This is a genomic window from Paenirhizobium selenitireducens ATCC BAA-1503, from assembly GCF_000518785.1.
Lineage (GTDB): Bacteria > Pseudomonadota > Alphaproteobacteria > Rhizobiales > Rhizobiaceae > Allorhizobium > Allorhizobium selenitireducens.
The window spans coordinates 89,333-106,518 of record NZ_JAEG01000006.1; the positions used below are offsets into that span (position 1 = coordinate 89,333).

At 62.4% G+C, this 17,186-nt stretch carries 14 protein-coding genes and 1 tRNA gene; 10 read left to right on the forward strand and 5 right to left on the reverse strand.

Annotation, left to right across the window (positions count from 1 at the left end; translation table 11 throughout):
* The first annotated feature begins 181 nt into the window (after positions 1-181).
* Positions 182-1,564 carry a DEAD/DEAH box helicase gene (locus L867_RS0107825; protein ID WP_028736356.1) on the forward strand — a complete coding sequence of 461 codons (1,383 nt, stop codon included), beginning with the start codon at positions 182-184 and terminating at the stop codon, positions 1,562-1,564.
* Between the two features lie 75 nt (positions 1,565-1,639).
* On the opposite strand, the gene L867_RS0107830 is transcribed toward L867_RS0107825, so the two are convergent.
* Positions 1,640-2,524 carry a DMT family transporter gene (locus L867_RS0107830; protein WP_028736357.1) on the reverse strand — a complete coding sequence of 295 codons (885 nt, stop codon included), beginning with the start codon at positions 2,522-2,524 and terminating at the stop codon, positions 1,640-1,642.
* A gap of 390 nt (positions 2,525-2,914) precedes the next feature.
* Between L867_RS0107830 and L867_RS0107835 the strand changes: the two genes are divergently transcribed.
* From L867_RS0107835 to L867_RS0107850, 4 genes are all read left to right on the forward strand, one after another.
* Entirely contained in the window at positions 2,915-4,324 is a 1,410-nt protein-coding gene (locus L867_RS0107835; protein ID WP_028736358.1) for a circularly permuted type 2 ATP-grasp protein, read from the forward strand.
* A 7-nt stretch (positions 4,325-4,331) separates the two neighbouring features.
* The gene (locus tag L867_RS0107840; RefSeq protein ID WP_028736359.1) at positions 4,332-5,273 is read left to right on the forward strand and encodes an alpha-E domain-containing protein; all 942 of its coding nucleotides are present in this window, start codon (positions 4,332-4,334) and stop codon (positions 5,271-5,273) included.
* Between the two features lie 26 nt (positions 5,274-5,299).
* Complete coding sequence (locus tag L867_RS0107845; RefSeq protein ID WP_028736360.1) at positions 5,300-6,124, forward strand: transglutaminase family protein; 825 nt, start codon at positions 5,300-5,302, stop codon at positions 6,122-6,124.
* A gap of 101 nt (positions 6,125-6,225) precedes the next feature.
* The gene (locus L867_RS0107850) at positions 6,226-6,678 is read left to right on the forward strand and encodes a hypothetical protein (RefSeq protein WP_028736361.1); all 453 of its coding nucleotides are present in this window, start codon (positions 6,226-6,228) and stop codon (positions 6,676-6,678) included.
* 18 nt (positions 6,679-6,696) lie between these two features.
* On the opposite strand, the gene L867_RS0107855 is transcribed toward L867_RS0107850, so the two are convergent.
* The gene (locus L867_RS0107855; protein WP_232363906.1) at positions 6,697-7,164 is read right to left on the reverse strand and encodes a MarR family winged helix-turn-helix transcriptional regulator; all 468 of its coding nucleotides are present in this window, start codon (positions 7,162-7,164) and stop codon (positions 6,697-6,699) included.
* A gap of 349 nt (positions 7,165-7,513) precedes the next feature.
* Between L867_RS0107855 and L867_RS0107860 the strand changes: the two genes are divergently transcribed.
* From L867_RS0107860 to cysQ, 4 genes are all read left to right on the forward strand, one after another.
* Positions 7,514-7,590: transfer RNA gene (locus L867_RS0107860), tRNA-Arg, on the forward strand.
* A gap of 715 nt (positions 7,591-8,305) precedes the next feature.
* On the forward strand, positions 8,306-9,334 hold the full coding sequence (locus tag L867_RS0107865) for a hypothetical protein (RefSeq protein ID WP_028736363.1): 1,029 nt from the start codon (positions 8,306-8,308) through the stop codon (positions 9,332-9,334).
* Between the two features lie 639 nt (positions 9,335-9,973).
* Complete coding sequence (locus L867_RS26750) at positions 9,974-10,768, forward strand: HNH endonuclease (RefSeq protein WP_169734069.1); 795 nt, start codon at positions 9,974-9,976, stop codon at positions 10,766-10,768.
* Between the two features lie 140 nt (positions 10,769-10,908).
* Entirely contained in the window at positions 10,909-11,682 is a 774-nt protein-coding gene (gene cysQ, locus L867_RS0107870) for a 3'(2'),5'-bisphosphate nucleotidase CysQ (protein ID WP_028736364.1), read from the forward strand.
* Between the two features lie 38 nt (positions 11,683-11,720).
* Here the strand turns inward: cysQ and L867_RS0107875 are convergent, their stop codons facing one another.
* The 3 genes from L867_RS0107875 to L867_RS24830 all read right to left on the reverse strand — a co-directional run bounded on the left by L867_RS0107875 (position 11,721) and on the right by L867_RS24830 (position 16,112).
* Positions 11,721-13,412 carry a sulfatase-like hydrolase/transferase gene (locus L867_RS0107875; protein ID WP_028736365.1) on the reverse strand — a complete coding sequence of 564 codons (1,692 nt, stop codon included), beginning with the start codon at positions 13,410-13,412 and terminating at the stop codon, positions 11,721-11,723.
* A gap of 131 nt (positions 13,413-13,543) precedes the next feature.
* Positions 13,544-15,262 carry an FAD/NAD(P)-binding protein gene (locus L867_RS24825; RefSeq protein ID WP_084638490.1) on the reverse strand — a complete coding sequence of 573 codons (1,719 nt, stop codon included), beginning with the start codon at positions 15,260-15,262 and terminating at the stop codon, positions 13,544-13,546.
* Positions 15,263-15,494: 232 nt separating this feature from the next.
* A complete protein-coding gene (locus L867_RS24830) occupies positions 15,495-16,112 on the reverse strand; it encodes a recombinase family protein (RefSeq protein ID WP_084638491.1) in 618 nt (205 codons plus the stop codon).
* Positions 16,113-16,466: 354 nt separating this feature from the next.
* On the opposite strand from L867_RS24830, the gene L867_RS24835 reads away from it, so the two are divergent.
* A complete protein-coding gene (locus L867_RS24835) occupies positions 16,467-17,162 on the forward strand; it encodes a hypothetical protein (protein ID WP_181141526.1) in 696 nt (231 codons plus the stop codon).
* Positions 17,163-17,186 lie beyond the last annotated feature (24 nt).

Here is a 17,186-nt window from a genome sequence, read left to right on the forward strand (position 1 = left end):
GACGCGAAGAAGGATCCAAAGCGCACGACAAATGGTTGCTCGACGCAACCGAACGCGCTGGAAAGTATTTTCCAACTTACAAGTTCCCAATTCACGCGGGGTTCTTGACGCTACGAGACAGGCAGGATCGCAAGCAGCGATTTCGCCCGATGTCGCGTGGCGCCCCGAAAAGGTATTAGAATTGACCAACTTTCTTGAGCTTGGCCTGTCGCAGAACATTGCCGCCACGGTTGCAGGCCTCGGCTACGACACCCCGACCCCGATCCAGCTGAAGGCGATCCCGATCGTGCTGGAAGGCCGCGACCTGATCGGTCTGGCCCAGACCGGCACCGGCAAGACGGCCGCCTTCGGCCTGCCGCTGATCGAAATGCTGCTCGCCAAGCCGACCCGTCCGGACAACCGGACGACCCGCACTCTCATCCTCGCACCGACCCGCGAACTGGTGAACCAGATCGCCGACAGCCTGCGCTCCTTCATCAAGAAGACCCCGCTGAAGATCAACCAGGTCGTCGGCGGCGCCTCGATCGGCAAGCAGCAGCTGCAGCTGGAAAAGGGCACCGACATCCTCGTCGCCACTCCCGGCCGCCTGCTCGACCTGATCTCGCGTAACGCCATCTCGCTGCGCGCCGTCACCTATCTGGTGCTCGACGAAGCCGACCAGATGCTCGACCTCGGCTTCATCCACGACCTGCGCAAGATCTCCAAGATGGTTCCGGTCAAGCGCCAGACCCTGCTGTTCTCGGCCACCATGCCGAAGACGATTGCCGATCTCGCCGCGACCTTCCTCAACAACCCGGCCAAGGTCGAAGTCTCGCCTCCGGGCAAGGCCGCCGACAAGGTCGAGCAGCACGTGCACTTCGTCGCCGGCCAGAACGCCAAGACGGAAATGCTGAAGAAGATCCTCACCGACAATCCGGACGGCCGCTCCATCGTCTTCCTGCGCACCAAGCACGGCGCGGAAAAGCTGATGAAGCACCTGGAGATCGTCGGCTTCTCGGTCGCCTCGATCCACGGCAACAAGAGCCAGGGCCAGCGCGAACGGGCGCTCAAGGGCTTCCGCGACGGCGAGATCCGTACGCTGATCGCCACCGACGTCGCCGCCCGCGGCATCGACATCCCGGCCGTCAGCCACGTCTTCAACTACGACCTGCCGGAAGTGCCGGACGCCTACATCCACCGCATCGGCCGTACCGCCCGTGCCGGCCGTGACGGCATCGCGATCGCTTTCTGCGGTCCGGACGAAGGCCGCCTGCTGCGCGACGTCGAACGCCTGATGGGCATCGACATTCCGGTCGCCAGCGGCGAAGCACCGACCAACCTCAGCCGTCCGGCCCGCCCGCAGCGTCGTGGCGGCGGTGGCGGCGCCCCCGGCGGCAACAACCGCAACCATCAGGGCCAGGGCCGTCCGAAGCATGACGGCGAAGGCCGTCCGGCCGGCAAGCCCGGTCAGCGCAAGGGCGGCAATGGCGGCGCAGGCCGTCCGGCCGCAGCTCACGGCAAGCCGGCCTCCGGTCGCCCGAGCGGTCCCGGCGGCCAGCAGCGCACCCGTCGTCGCGAGGCATGAGCCTTACCGGCTGACGGAATGACTGAACGAGATTGATATGGCGCGGCCCCGGCCGCGCCATTTTCGTTGCGCCCGTCAGGCGGGCTGCGGAGCGGGCTTGCGGTTGGTGAGATAGACGCCGGCCACCACCACGCCCGTACCGATAATCATCGGCAGCGTCAGCTTTTCGCCAAAGGCGATGGCCGCCTCGACCGCCGCCAGCGGCGGCACGAGATAGATCAGCGAGGCCGCCTTCGACACATCGCCGCGCCGGATCAGGTAGAGCAGCAGGGCGATCGCGCCCATCGAGATGCCGACCACCGACCATACCAGCGTGGCAAGGAGGCCGATCCCCCATTCGATATGCAGGTCCTCCAGCAAAAGCGCGGCCGGAACGGTGACGATCAGCGCGCCGACATATTGCAGCGTCGCGACCGCCCGCAGGTCCCCCTCGCGCAGATAGCGCTTCTGGTAGATCGTGCCGGCGGTGACGCAGGCCATGCCCAGCACGTTGACCGCGACCGCATAGGCCGGGATCACATCGGCATCGATCGAGAACACTTTTGGCAGGACGGCGATGGCGATCCCGGCAAAGCCGAGGAACAGGCCGAACCGCTGGGTAAGCGACAGTTTTTCGCCGATCAGGTAGGCGGCGGCAAGGCCGGTCATCAGCGGTTGCAGGCCGGCGATGATGCCCGAGAGCGCGGCCGGCACGCCCTGCCCGATCGCCCACCACAGCATGCCGAGATAGAGCCCGTGCAGGAACATGCCGGAGACGATGGCATGGGTGATCGCCATGCGGCTTTTCGGCCATGTGACGCCGGCAAACCGGCACACCAGATAGAACAGGACGACGGCCACGCCGTAGCGCACGGAAAGAAAGGTCAAAGGATCGGCGAACAGGTTCGCGTATTTGGCCGCCACCCAGCCGGTCGACCACAACAGAACGAAGAGCGCGGGCGCGAGGCGACTGAGGGTCATGAAAGGTCTCCAAGAAGGTCCAGGGCCGCCGGAATGCCTGGAGCTCTCCCGGTCGCCAGTCGTTAGCCGCGACATAGGGACACGTCAAAGGAGTTTTCCTGCCGCGCTGGATGAATTCCGCTGAACCATCTCCCGCCTGAAACTTTTTTTGCCTCGCGTCATGATGATATTTTAGGCAAAATGCGGAAAGGCCGACGTCCATCAACCGAAGATCGGTCCCGTCGGCTGCCGATTCCCCTGCCCTGCCACGGTCCAAGCGCTCGCAAACTGCTGTAAATATAGGCTTTTGCCGATTTTTCGCGCCGTCTAGATAATTCGTCTTCGACGCCGCGCGCTTCTTGCATTGGCCAATGGGTTGTATTCAAATGGTAAAAAAAGGGGATGGCGCCGTTGGCATTTGATGAAATGATTAATGCGGACAACAATCCGCGACTGCCCTACCAGAACTACCACGACTGGTACTCCCATCAGGATCCGGCCCGGCTGATCGCCAAGTCGCGAGACGCGGAGAACATCTTCAGAAAGACGGGCATCACGTTCGCGGTTTACGGCCACGCGGACTCCGCCGAAAAGCTCATTCCCTTCGACATCATCCCGCGCATCATCTCCGGCAGCGAATGGCGTCGTCTCGCCCAGGGCATCGAGCAGCGCGTGCTGGCGCTCAACGCCTTCCTCGATGACATCTACCACAAGCAGGAGATCATCAAGGCGGGTCGCATTCCGCGCGAACTGATCGAGAAGAACGTCACCTTCCTGCCCGAGATGATCGGATTTCGGCCGCCGGGCGGCGTCTACACCCACATCGTCGGAACCGACATCGTGCGCACCGGCGAGGACCAGTTCTACGTTCTCGAAGACAATGCCCGCACGCCGTCGGGCGTCAGCTACATGCTGGAAAACCGCGAAACCATGATGCAGATGTTCCCGGAACTGTTCCAGGAGAACAAGGTTCAGCGGGTCGAGGACTACCCTTATCTGCTGCGCCAGTCGCTGGCATCACTCGCCCCTCCGGGCTGCAAGGGCAAGCCGCGCGTCGCGGTGCTCACCCCCGGCATCTACAATTCCGCCTACTACGAGCATTCCTTCCTCGCCGACATGATGGGCGTCGAGCTGGTCGAGGGCTCGGACCTGCGCGTCATCGACGGCAAGGTCAAGATGCGCACGACGCGGGGCTATGAGGCGATCGACGTGCTCTACCGCCGCGTCGACGACGATTTCCTCGATCCGCTCACCTTCCGGCCCGATTCGACCCTCGGCGTTCCCGGCATCATGGATGTCTACCGCGCTGGCCACATCACCATCGCCAATGCGCCGGGCACCGGCATTTCCGACGACAAGGCGATCTACTCCTACATGCCGGAAATCGTCGAGTTCTATACCGGCCGCAAGGCGCTGCTGGAGAACGTGCCGACCTGGCGCTGCTCGGAAGCCGACAGCCTGAAATACGTGCTGGAGCATCTCGAGGAACTGGTGGTCAAGGAAGTCCATGGCTCGGGCGGCTACGGCATGCTGGTCGGCCCGACGGCATCGAAGAAGGAACGTGCGACCTTCGCCGAAAAGCTGAAAGCCCGTCCGGGCAACTACATCGCCCAGCCGACGCTTTCGCTGTCGACCGTGCCGGTGCTGGTCAACAAGGGCATCGCGCCCCGCCACGTGGACCTTCGCCCCTACGTGCTCGTTTCCGACAAGGTGCAGATCATTCCCGGCGGGCTGACCCGCGTGGCCCTGAAACAGGGCTCTCTCGTGGTCAATTCCAGCCAGGGCGGCGGCACCAAGGATACCTGGGTACTGGAGGACTGACATGGTCATGCTCGGAAGAACGGCCAACGGCCTCTACTGGATGTTCCGCTACATCGAGCGGGCGGAAAACATCGCCCGCCTCGTCGACGCCGGCCTCCGGATGTCGCTGACCCGCAGCGGCGCGAACGATGACGACTGGGCGGCGGTGCTCTTGAGCGCTGACGTGCGCGAGGGTTTCGACGCAAGCCACGCCAAGGTGACCGCGGCCGACGCGATCGACTTCCTGCTGCGCGACACGGCAAACCCGTCGAGCGTGCTGTCCTGCATCGACTCGGCGCGCAACAACGCCCGCATGGTACGCACCGCGCTCACCCGCGAGACCTGGGAAGCGACCAACGAGTGCTGGATCGAGCTCAAGCAGATGCTCGCCCGCAAGCTGAAGTCCGCCGACCTGCCGGAGGTGATCGACACGGTCAAGCGTCGCGCCGGCCTGATCCGCGGCGCCTTCCACGGATCGATGCTGAGGAACGAGATCTACAATTTCGCCCGCATCGGCACATTCATCGAACGCGCCGACAACACCAGCCGCATCCTCGACGTCAAATATTACGTGCTGCTGCCGGCCATCACCCATGTCGGCTCGTCGCTCGACAACATGCAATGGGAATCGATCCTGCGCTCGGTCTCGGCCCACCGCTCCTACCGCTGGGTCTATGACGGCGAGTACAAGGCGGCCAACATTGCCGACTTCCTGATCCTCAACGGCCAGATGCCGCGGTCGCTCGCCTATTCCTACGAGAAGATCGTCAGCAATCTCGGCTATATCGCCAAGGACTACGGCGAGCGCCTGGCGGCCCACGACACCGCCGAGAAGGTGCGCGCGACGCTGCAGTCGACGACGATCGGGGAAATCATGGACCAGGGCCTGCATGAGTTCCTCGACAACTTCATCTCGCGCAACAACCGGTTGGGCCAGGAAATCACCGAGGGCTACCGCTTCTACAGCTGAGGCAGGCCGGGAATGGACAAGAGATCATGCGTTTGAAGATCACGCACACCACCCATTATCGCTACGAGGCGCCTGTCCTCTACTCGTTGCAACGGCTGAGGCTGACGCCGCCGAGCTGCCCGGGTCAGCATGTGGAAAGCTGGCACATCACCGTCGATGGCGCCAAGGTCGAGGCGGGCTACAACGACCAGTACGGCAATCACGTGCATCTGGTCTCGACCGACGGTGAGGCCCATGAGGTCCACATCGAGGCCTGCGGCGAGGTGGTGACCGAGGACCTTGCCGGCGTGTTCGGCCCGCATGTCGGCTATTGCCCGCTGTGGCTGTTCCTGCGCGACTCGCCCCGCACCAAGGCAGGAAAGCTGACCCGTGAACTGGTCAAGGGCCTTTCGGCGGACGAGCCTCTGGCCATGATGCACAACCTGATGGAAGCGATCCACGCAGCGGTCGATTATCTTCCCGGGCGCACCGACAGCGACACGACGGCCGAGCAGGCTCTGGAAGCCGGTCAGGGCGTCTGCCAGGACCATGCCCATGTGATGATCGCCGCGGCCCGCAGCATGGGCCATCCCGCCCGCTACATTTCCGGCTACCTGAAGATGGACGACGCGGCCGAGCAGGCGGCGACCCATGCCTGGGCGGAAGTCCATCTGGCCGGCCTCGGCTGGGTCGGCTTCGACGCGGCCAACAACCACTGCCCGGATGCCCGCTACGTGCGGCTGGCGACCGGCCTGTGCTATGCCGACGCAGCCCCTGTTTCAGGCATGCGCATCGGGCTGTCCGGCGAGGATCTCAAGGTCACCGTCGTGGTCGAATCGAAGGGCCAGAGCCAGAGCCAGAGCCAGAACTGACCTCGCCCCGCCGAGGGTCCCTGCGCATCGCCCTCCGGCGATGGCAAGCCCGGCGCCACCTTGCCGTGCTCTGTTCGGCGCCTCCAGAGGAGAGGCGAAGGATGCTGTTCGGCAAATCACTCTTTCAGTCGGTGGTCGAACGGCTCGCCGAAGAGGCAGAGGAGGCGGATCCCGCCCCCGTGATGTCCGCGTACCGGGTCTCCGGCCTGTCGAGCGGCTTCGTCGCCGAAAGCGTTGACCATGCCCCGGCCGAGGCCTTCCGCCTCGACGCCTATCTCGCTCTCATGCCCGAACCGATGCCGGTTCCGCCCGCAGCGCCGGTCAAGCCGGTCATGCCGGACCACCTGACGCGGCTGGCGATCGAGCAGATCGCCGAGGATCTCGAGCTGAAGGCGGACGACGACCGGGAACGGCTTGGCGAAAAGCGCCGGGCCTTCGCCCGCCACAATCACCCCGACGGGCATCACCCGGAATTTCGCGACAAGGCCACGACGCGCATGAAGATCGCCAACCTGCTGGTCGACGAGGCGATCCGCAGGCTGGGGCCGGTCTGACGGCAGCGGCGTTTCTGCTCAGTCGTAGAGGCGCTTCAACAGCCCGATCAGCTGGTCGCGGGCCTGCTTGCCGCCCAGCTTCGCCAGCAGGCGCTCCTCGTGCTCCTGCCAGATCGGCAGCAGTTCATCGAGATAGGCAAGCCCGGCATCGGTGATGTGCAGCGACTGGACGCGGCGGTCGATTTCGGATTTGCGCCGGGCGACGAAACCTTTGTTCTCCAGCCCGTCGACGATGGCGACGAAATTGGCCCGCTGGATGCCCAGCGCCTCGGCCACTTCGCTCTGCTTGGCACCCTGGTTGCGGGTCAGCAGCATCAGCACGGCAAAATCGGTCGGCCTGAGCCCCTTGGCCGAAAAGGCCTCGTTGAAGTCCTGGAACACCGAGAGCTGCGCTCGCCGCAGGCGGTAACCGACCGCGTCTTCCATCATCGAATAATCTATTGTGGAAGCGCCCCGTGCTACCTCCTCAGCCTGATCGTCCATCATGCCGCCGCCATTCTTGTTCTTGTTTCCCCCCCTCCAGACGAAGACATTGCGAAAATGCCTTAATATCTGGAAATCTATGGATGATTTTATAGCATTGCATTGCGCGCACAAGGGTTTGTGGGCACCCGCCGGCAAAAGTTGACAGATTTCCCGCCCGAGCCCGCGAACCGGCGGACAAGGCGACCGCAGGCAGGCACAAACAGCCCGGATTTCATAAGTCCCGGCGCCCCTGCCCGGCCCTTGCAGGCGCGCCTTGCGGATTGCGCATTTTCCGCATTGATGCCGAGGGAAGTCTGGGGTATGACCGCCAAACCAGATGAACGGCGAGTCACACGACCCGCCGTCGGATGCACCCGTAGCTCAGCTGGATAGAGTGTTGGATTCCGATTCCAAAGGTCACAGGTTCGAATCCTGTCGGGTGCGCCATCTAAATTTAGTCTCGATCGCCACATAACTGCGGACTGAGTACCGCTAAGCGCGGATTGAGCGATCGAAAACACAGAGATCATCGTCTGTCGTCCGGCACGGAAGTTCCATGCGGGGTCTCTCAATCACCACACCGAAGCCAGGTGCTAGCGGCGGCCGTCGCGTGGTCCGGGCGCCTTCGGCGATCATCGTTGGCCCAAACGGAGATCCTCAGCCCGATAGACGCGCCGTCAAAGGCATTTTTCAAAGGACTCGGCGGAACCAAGGATTCGATGGATTTTATGATTAACGAACAGTTAAAGGCCTTATTTCTTGCTACGTCGACCTTCCGAGATAAAGAATTGCGACCGCTCTCGCCCGATGGAACCACTTTGGCTCACGCGACTCCGATAGTATCTTGAAGCTAGTTTGTCGCGTTGTGCAGCACTGCGGCGGGAGGCAAAGGTTAATACTTCACAAGTCCTTGGAATGCCTATCTTCGCATCGGCCACCGACCGACACGCACGCAGCAGCCTTCTGACGGCAGGTGCCGTCAGAAGGATTCAATCCTATCCCTCACGGGCTGGATCTACCCATTACAGCGCCACTTGCTAGTCCTCGTCATCCTGAGGACGACTTCTTCGTGGGGCCATTTCCGATGTTCTTGCCCGTCGCCGTTGCGAGGGGTCGCTGGCGGAGATATCGATGAACGAGGGCAACCAAGAGGATTCGTACGATGGCTTGGAGTGGGGTGCTGGAGCAGAAGGCGGCCTACTGGAGACGCTCAGCAGAACGCTACAAGGCGACGTCCGCGCAGAACGGATCTCTACCCCGCAGCGACTGGTGGCGCTACGAATACTGCCAGACACCCTACCTTATGCTCGCAAGCGATGAGTACCTCGCCCAGCGATGGCTTGACCAGAACCGCAACAATGTACGCCTGACAGCGAAGGGGCAGATTGCGCCGCGAGAGGACTTTTCGGATGCAAAAGGCATGTTCGGCCCGCTCTTCGCACATCTGGTGATGGAGTTCGGAACTCGAGGTGGTGTCCCGACGAGGCTCATCTCCGAAAGCAATGAAATGCTGGGCAAGTATTTCGAGAAAGGCGAGCCGACTGGCGTGCGTCTGTTCAATGGCTACCCTGATTACCTCGACGGCGTGATCGTCAAGTTCGGCAAGCGGGAGCATATCGAGAAGATGCTCAACGAGGGCGAAGTTCGTGTCACGCCCTCTTCCTTCTATTCCCAGGCAAGCCTGTCGAAAGCCATGCATGATCTCGAAAGTGAGCGCGAATTCCACCATCCGGCCTTCGATGCCGTCCGCCTGGGCCGCACACATGCCAAGACGATGACTGGCTTCGCCGGCCCCATCGAGGACGGCTTCATCAAGGAGACGGTGCGATGCCCGGACTACGTCCTGTGGTGCGCCTGCCGTGACATCGACCGCCGGATGCCGGATGACTTCAACGCTGATGCCGCACTCATCATCCGCAAGCCCGATGTCTTCGCTTCGCGGTTCGGCACAGGTCTACGAAAGGTGTGGCCGGGGGTGAAGATCAAGGTCGGCCCCGTGACGTACTACGATCCCTGCTCGTTCATACACAGGAAAGAGAAACCGGTGCACCTCAAGCATTTCCAGTTTGCCTACCAGCGGGAGTGGCGTCTGTGCGCCTTCCCCACCACCAGTCAGATGCCAGCGGACGCATTCAACATCAAATTGGGATCTATGTCGGACATCGCCGAGGTAGTGGTACTGCCTGCCTAATCGCCTACGTCTGCGCACCACGATGATGAGCCCGTCATCGACACTAGGCACTAGCGCAACCTGCTTGTTATCGGACGAGCGATTGTATCCTCCGCAGCGATTGCCGCGACAGTCGGAGGTCCCCGCCTTCCTTAGGACGCAAGAGAGCGACGGAGCTACAGATCCGAGTCGATTGTTTGTCCAATGGTGAGTGCGAAATCATCACCAAACACCTCGACGGGCGTCCGGTAGCCAGGGCGAACATCGCCTGCCAGAACTCGACGCTACCGCCGCAAATGTAGCAAGCCCAAACCGCCCGAGCGAACTCAAAACTGGATAAAACTTGGGGGCAAGGTCAGGGCCGTCCGGAGATTTGGCTACAGCAAACCGCGACTATTTAATGTTTCAAATGAGCGAGAATCCGGACTAATGTGTCGCTCTAAATTAAACTTAGCCTCTAGGAATTCAGGCTCATTTCTAGCGCTTTCCTTTTTCTGGAACTCACGCGTTAGAAGATATGCAATAACTTTTACGCTGTTTTTCTAAAATTCTTGCACTATCCTCGGGGCTACTTCTAATGCGCCAAATTAGGCACCCCAATTCACATCGATGCAACCGAGCGCTCGCGTCTCACCAAATATCTCACTTGGAGGAATGCCATTGGGTACGAAATCGGTAGACCATGAAGAGCGTGCTGGACGGCTTTGGTCGATACTTACCGCGCTAGCGAAAGACAAGAAAATAACAACTTACGGCGAAGCGGCTCGCGAGATCGGTATTCATCACCGTCCCATGCGCTTCGTGTTGGAGCCGATCCAAGATTTCTGCATCAAGGAAGATCTTCCTAGGTTGACCTCCTTGGTCGTGTCAAAAACCAATGGCTTACAAGGCAGTGGCTATTTGGGAATACCCGGGCATACAGCCGATCTTGAAAAAGTCTTTGCCTTTGGCTGGAACACGGTCGCCAACCCCTTTTCAGATCTCAAGATTGCAGAGCTGGACCGAATTGTCGCAGAACTGGTTTCAGATCCTGGAACTGCATCAGAAAAGTACATTCAGACTTTGTCTAGGGGAAACAGACAGCGTGTATTCAGGCAGGCTGTCTTGCAGGCCTATGATTGGAACTGCTGCATGTGCGGTTTAACATTCCATGACAGTCTGGATGCGGCGCATATTGTGAGCTGGGCCTCCGCAAAGCCGAATCTTAGAATCGACCCACGAAACGGCTTGGCTTTATGCGCCACCCATCACAAGCTATACGATAAAGGATGGCTCAATGTGACACCCGATTATCGGATCGTTTACGTCGATCCTAATCAAGAGGATGGGCCCTACTCGGAAGCTGACGTTTACAACAGCGCTAGGCTACACGGGGCATCCGTCCAATTGCCGAAGGAAGCATCACTTTGGCCCAACCCTGACCTGCTCTCATTGCACGAAACCGACCAAGAATAGGTTCCGGGCGCCGATAGAAGTTGTACACGTCACTTGCGCCAGAGAGTCGGCTCCGCACACCCGGGCGTTGGCACCACCCTGTTGGTCATCTCAAGGGAACTACAAGCAACAAGCGTGGCAAGTGAAAGGAAAGACGTGGCGTGCTGAAAGTTTTTGAACACGCGGCCTTGGCCGCCGGACGCGCCATTCTCGACGTGTGCCAGGCAAGTGCCACGGTCATGCTGAAGCCCGACGCCTCGCCGGTTACCGTGGCAGACGAACGGGCCGAGGCGATCATTCTGGCCATGCTTGCCGAAGCCCTGCCGGGCGTGCCGGTGGTCGCCGAGGAAGCGGTCGCGGCCGGAAAGATCCCGGATACCGGGGGCTCCACCTTCATCCTCGTCGACCCGCTCGACGGCACCCGGGAATTCATCACCGACCGGCCGGAATTCACCGTCAACATCGCGCTGATCGAAAACGGCACGCCCGTCGCGGGCATCGTCTATGCGCCGGCCATGGGTGTCGCCTATGTCGGATCGAAGGCCGGTGCCGAGAAGCTGACCATCTCGCCGCAGTTCGACATCGCCGAGCGCCGGCCGATCGCCGTTCGTCCTGGCCACAGGCCTCCGGTCGCCGTGGCGAGCCGTTCGCACGGCAACCCGGAAACGGAGCAGTACCTGACCGACCACGCCATCGACGAATGCCGTTCGATCGGCTCGTCGCTGAAGTTCTGTCTTCTCGCCGAAGGCGTGGCGGACATCTATCCGCGGTTCAGCCGGACGATGGAATGGGACACGGCGGCCGGCGACGCCGTGCTGCGGGCGGCGGGCGGCACGACGCTTTGCCTCGATGGAACGCCGCTGACCTACGGCAAGCGGAATCAGGCCGCCGACGTCGATTTCGCCAACCCGTCCTTCGTCTCCCGCGGCGGCTGAGACAAGCGCGCGTGCAATGGATGGCGGCACGCGGTGGCTCAATTCACCACCAGCAGGCCGCCGTCGATCCGGCCCTTGATGTGGCGATCGACGCCGGCGCGATCGGCGCAGGTGTGGAGCCATCCCTTGCAGGCTTCGCTGAGCGCCAGCAGATCCGACCAGACCTTGGAAACCGGCATATTGGCCGCGGCAAGCACCCGCGCCGACAGGAACGCCGCATCCTCCGGCTGGTGCAGCAGGCGGTAGTCGACCGGCGTACCGAAACCCTCGACCCGATAGAAGGTCTCGTAGAGCGGCGAGCGGAAGTCGGTGAGCATGGCCTCGGCCGGGCGACCGGCGGTGAGGTGATCGCGGGTCACCGTCGCATGATGGTCGCCGAATTCCGCAATGACCGTGCCCCGCGGTCCGGGCTCCGACTTGCGGCGATCGAGGAAGGCCTCAAGGTCGGCGCGCGCCAGCCAGACCCGCCGCATATATTCGTCCACCTCGCCCGTGCCGTCATATTCGTGCGGCGGCGCCTGCGCGTCCGGCAGCAGGACATAGTCATAGGGCTGGTGGGCGAACATCGTCTGCACATGGACAAAGAGCGGGCGCGGGTCGTTGCGGCGGTGATCGGCCACCAGCTTCTCGATGAAGGCGAAATAGCGCTTGTCTCGCACCGTCATGGGTTTGAACCCTATGGCGTCGGCGTCATAGATCTCCTGGAAACCGATCGATGTCAGGAAGGCACCCTCGTTCAGCGCGTTGAACGGCAGCGGCATGACGGCCACGGTGCGATAGCCGCAGCGGGCCAGGAGATCGGGCAGCGCGCCCTTGATGCGGTGCTCCAGCAATTGCGTGACATAGGCCGCCTGCCAGCCGAAATCGGCGGTCGACAGGCCGGTCAGCACCGAGAAGTTGGTCATCCAGGTGCCGGCGCCGATCGTCTCAACGTGGAAGGGCTTGATCGTGCCGTCACCCGAGCGGAAACTGTCCACCAGGTCGGCCGACATGGGGATCCCCGGAATGACGCCCGGCGCGGTCTGGCTTTCGGACAGCACCATGAATAGATCGGGTTTCACCCGGGATGGGCCGCAATCGGCATCGTCGGCGAACGATGTGCCAGCACTCGCATGGGCGACGCGGGCAGCGATCGGCAGTTCGCCCATGAGGTCGGGCAGGTTGCGCAGCGACAGAGGCAGGGCCGACGCATTGTAGCCAGCGATATAAGGCAGATAGTCCGCCTCGCGCGGATTGTGGATCGGGTGGGTGACTTCCGCCGCCAGGGCGAAGACGAAGACCAGCGGCAACCGGATAGACAGCGGCACGCGCAGCGCAGGCTCGCTGCGGAAGAGCCCGGTCAGCAGAACCCCCGCCAGGATGATCGCCAGGACGCCGGCCACGGCATGGAAGCGGTAGTGCGACCACAGGAAATCGACGATCGACAGATCGGTGCCGGTGAAGAAGAAGTCATAGGCATGCAGCGCCAGCCCCTTCAGCTTGAACTTGACGACTGAGAGCAGCGTCAGAAGCATGATGAGGGTGCCGGCCGCGTAGAGCGAGAAGACCGCCCGTCGGCTGAAGACGAAGAAGATCCCGGCCAGCGCCAGTGTCACGGCGAAGGTGTAGGGCATGAAGCGCCAGCGCGTGTCGAAATAGTAGACCAGCAGGAAATAGAGCGCCGCCGCCGCCAGCACGGCCACCGGATGCAGGATCGCAGTCGCAAGGCGAGCCCGCCAATTGCCTGTCATGCACACCTCCTATGAAGGGCAGGCTCACAGCTTTACACGGCCAGGAGGCAAAGAAAACACGGTTCTCGTGTTATGCTCAATCATGGAGCAACTAAGGGCTGTCGGCGCCCTTGCCGCTCTGCCGCCGCCCGCTACGGGGCGGCGAGCGCCAGCGCCGGCTCGTCCGACAGTGTACCGGCTGGCGTTGCAAGCCCCTCCCGGGTTTCCACGAGAATGGCAGTCGCCACCGTCTCGCCGAGCTCGGCCGAGCTGGTGATCCCCTGGATGAAGGGGAACTGGTGCAGCAGGAAAGGCAGGGCCAGGCAGTAGAGCCGGTTGCAGAGCGGCTGGTCAAACTCCAGCCGATAGCACGCGTCGAGCCCGACGCCACCGACCTCTTCCTGCTCGGCGACCGCGCCGTCCATGATGATCTGTCCGCCGGTGCGCACCTTGGCCTTGCCGACGACGCCCTGGTTCAACAGGCTCGGAAAGGGAATGTCGGACGCCGAAAGCCGCCCCTGCCCGGTCGCGTCGATGAAGGCGTCGAACTGCACGCGGCCTTCCGGCCACGCAACGATCGCCCCGCACTCGCAGGTTTCCGTGTCCAGTTCGTAGTCCGGGCCCAGCGTGATGATGTCGAGCACGCCGGCGCGACGAAGCGCCAGGATTCTTTCGATCGAGGCATGCGGCACGGTCGCATAATTGTCGACGAACAGGCTCTTGAAGTGGCGGTGAAAGCGCTTCAGGTCGTCGGCATTGAGATGCGGCACGACCTGGGCGATCACCTCGTGCATGCGCAGGATCGCATAGCGCCAGGCAATCGTCGTGCGGCTCTCATAGTTCTGCTTCGCTTCGGCAAGATTGCGCGCCGCCCAGACAAGGGGCTCCTGCGATTCCCGCTCGGCGAAATAGGCCGGACCAATCGTCTCGACCGTCAGATGGGCAAGGCCGAGCTTGGCGGCATAGTCGGGATCGCAGGCGGTCAACTCCCGGGCAAACAGCTCGAACACCGCGTCGAGCAGATCCTCGCGCCCGCTCTCGACCAGCGCGTCGATCGCCTCGTCGGTGCAGATCGACAGCGGCTCGTAGGGGATGGCGAAATAGAAGTCCGCCTCCGGCAGCATGCCCTTGCGCGACATCAGACTGATGCGCAGATCCTGCGACCCGCTGGCAGGCTGGTATTCGAGCAGCCCGGCCTCGTCGTGGTAGAAACTGCCGTGGCGGGTGGCGACCGTCACCATGGCATCAATGGCGCTGAGCGAGGTGCCGAGAATGCCGACGCGTCCGGCCGGAATGGTCTTCAGCAGGCTTGCCGGCCACGGCGAGGCGAAATAACCCGGCTTGACCTCGGTGACGTCGGCAAAGCTGTGACCCGTCGCCATGACCACGTGGCCGAACGCATAGTGCTGCGGCGGCTCTTCCTGCCGGGCAACGGTCAGGCGGATGTCGTCTCCGCCGAGCGCGATGTCGGAAATCTCGTGTCCCGCCTTGACGACGATCGCATGGCCGCGGGCGACGCCCTCGGCGACGAGGCCGTCGAACTGCGACTTGAAATATTCGCCAAGGACGATGCGCGGATAGAAGGCGCGCTCGCCGATGGCTGCCCGCTGCACGCGCAGGCGCTCCAGCTCGGCGTCGGACTGGCGATGAAGCCACGCGACCAGTGTCTCGCGGATCGGCGGGATCTCGATGCTGGCAATGTTGGCGAGCATGGCCCGGTCGTTGACTGCGGGATGGTAGGGCATGCCCTTGCCGGCGACCGCTTCCTTTTCGAAGATGGTGATCGTCAGCGGCCGGGCTGAGTCCAAGAGACCGCACAGCGTGTAGATCGCGGTGGGCCCCGAGCCGATAAGCGCGATTGTCTCGTTCATGGTCCGCCTTCCTGAAGACCGGCATCGGATCAGCCGGTTTGAACGTGACGGGTCGGGCATGACAACCGCCGGCGACGGGCCTTCGTGACAGCGACGTCAGGCGCCGCTTGAAAAAATGCCGCACCGCCGAAAATCCATGGAGCCCGTTCACGCCCACCGATAGCGCGCGAATGAAATCTTTGTTCCCTGTCGGCAGAAATTTTGCTTCGACCGACGGCACGCGGGGCCCTGGTCAACCCTCGATGAGCGCAGGCCCTGCGGGCGTGCGGATGGAAGGCCTGGCCGCAGTCGGCCCCCCGGTGGTACGGCGCATGCTGCGGTAGAGTGTCGAGCGGCTGACGCCGAACTGCCGCGCCGCGGCGGCCAGCGGAACCCCTTCCCCGATCGCAGCAAGCGCCGCATCGACCTCGTCCGGCATCAGCTTGATGGGCCGGCCGATCGCGCTGCCGCGCGCCTTGGCGGCCGACATGCCCGCCTTGGTTCGCTCCGAGATCAGCGCTCGCTCGAATTCGGCAAGCGCCCCCATGATATGGAAGATCAGGATGCCGCCCGCCGAGGCCGTATCGATCGACTCGCTGATCGAATAGAGGCCGATCTCCTTGCGGCCGAGCTCGGCCACCACCTCGATCAGGTGCGACAGGGACCGCCCGAGCCGGTCGAGGCGCCAGATCACCAGCGTATCTCCGGCCGACAGCTCGTTCAGGGAGCGGACCAGACCCGGGCGCGAGCGGGATGCGCCCGACAGCCCCTGGTCCGCGTAGATCTCGGCACACCCGGCGGCACGGAGCGCCCGCAACTGCATCTCGATGTTCTGATCATGGGTGGAAACACGGGCATAGCCAATTCGCATCGTCACACGCGCCAGACATTCGTTTCGCGCCCCGCTTCAGGGCTGCCGCAGTCATGAATGTGTATCATAACCGTTCCTTTTTGAGCACGCCCTCAAATTTAAGTCAATACACAAATACACGCATAGGTGTATATTTCATTCGCGCGTCTCGTTTGCCGTCGACCAACCTAAGCCATTCCCTGTGCTCAGCTTTTTGTCACCCCTACAATCTGCGGGTAAATCCGTGACCGATAAACCGGATGCGTTCACAGGTTGAAAATGTAGGACAAGGGGTTGTGCAAATAGGAACGCTTTAGCGACGCATGACGCGTCCCGCGGCGCCAAGACCAACCCTTGCGAAGGAAGGAAATTGCCATGCCCAGTTATTCGCTCACCCTCAACATCGACCCGACCGACCTCAACGTCATCAAGGCTGCCGGCCAGCGGCTGACGCTCGCCAAGCCCGTCGGCAGCGGCGATCCGAACGTCGTCTGGCTGTCGATCGACCCCTTCCAGTCGACCACCGTCGAGTGGACGGAAGACTACTGGATCTACGCCTCGACCACCGAGGTGACCCAGGGCAACAACATCTCCAAGCTTTCGGAAGTCACGCCCGGTCCGGCCCTCGACGCCGGCTACTACCCGTTCACGCCGGCCGCCACCTTCGGCGTGTTCCAGAACAATCCGGGGATCGCCAGCGGCACCTATGCGGCCGAAAACATGATGCCCTACACCCAGTACCCGGCGCTGACCTTCGGCCTGTCGCAGTCGGCCATGGTCAGCAAGAAGCTGGCCGAACGCAAGCCGATCTCGGCCCAGTCGGTGCTGTCGCAGCAGCAGATCCAGATGACGCCCTTCACCAATGTCTATGTCTGGCTGCAGAGCCAGTTCGCCAGCGAGACGATCATCACCAAGATCATCGGCAACAATGCGGTTGCCCGCTTCGGCGGCGGCGTGACCGACATCACGCTGAAATACGATCCGAACCGCGGTGTTTTCGTCCCGGACGTCGGGTCGGAAGGCCTGATCGAGCGCGGCATGATCGAACTGCGCATGCCGCTGATGATCTGACGCAGCGAGCGAACAAGGGTGGCC

Excerpts from the sequence above, each read along its gene's own strand:
- L867_RS0107830 (WP_028736357.1), bottom strand. The coding sequence starts at position 2,524 with ATGACCCTCAGTCGCCTCGCGCCCGCGCTCTTCGTTCTGTTGTGGTCG.
- L867_RS0107840 (WP_028736359.1), top strand. The coding sequence starts at position 4,332 with ATGCTCGGAAGAACGGCCAACGGCCTCTACTGGATGTTCCGCTACATC.
- L867_RS0107845 (WP_028736360.1), top strand. The coding sequence starts at position 5,300 with ATGCGTTTGAAGATCACGCACACCACCCATTATCGCTACGAGGCGCCT.
- L867_RS0107850 (WP_028736361.1), top strand. The coding sequence starts at position 6,226 with ATGCTGTTCGGCAAATCACTCTTTCAGTCGGTGGTCGAACGGCTCGCC.
- L867_RS0107855 (WP_232363906.1), bottom strand. The coding sequence starts at position 7,164 with ATGATGGACGATCAGGCTGAGGAGGTAGCACGGGGCGCTTCCACAATA.
- L867_RS0107865 (WP_028736363.1), top strand. The coding sequence starts at position 8,306 with ATGGCTTGGAGTGGGGTGCTGGAGCAGAAGGCGGCCTACTGGAGACGC.
- L867_RS0107875 (WP_028736365.1), bottom strand. The coding sequence starts at position 13,412 with ATGACAGGCAATTGGCGGGCTCGCCTTGCGACTGCGATCCTGCATCCG.
- L867_RS24825 (WP_084638490.1), bottom strand. The coding sequence starts at position 15,262 with ATGAACGAGACAATCGCGCTTATCGGCTCGGGGCCCACCGCGATCTAC.
- L867_RS24830 (WP_084638491.1), bottom strand. The coding sequence starts at position 16,112 with ATGCGAATTGGCTATGCCCGTGTTTCCACCCATGATCAGAACATCGAG.
- L867_RS24835 (WP_181141526.1), top strand. The coding sequence starts at position 16,467 with ATGCCCAGTTATTCGCTCACCCTCAACATCGACCCGACCGACCTCAAC.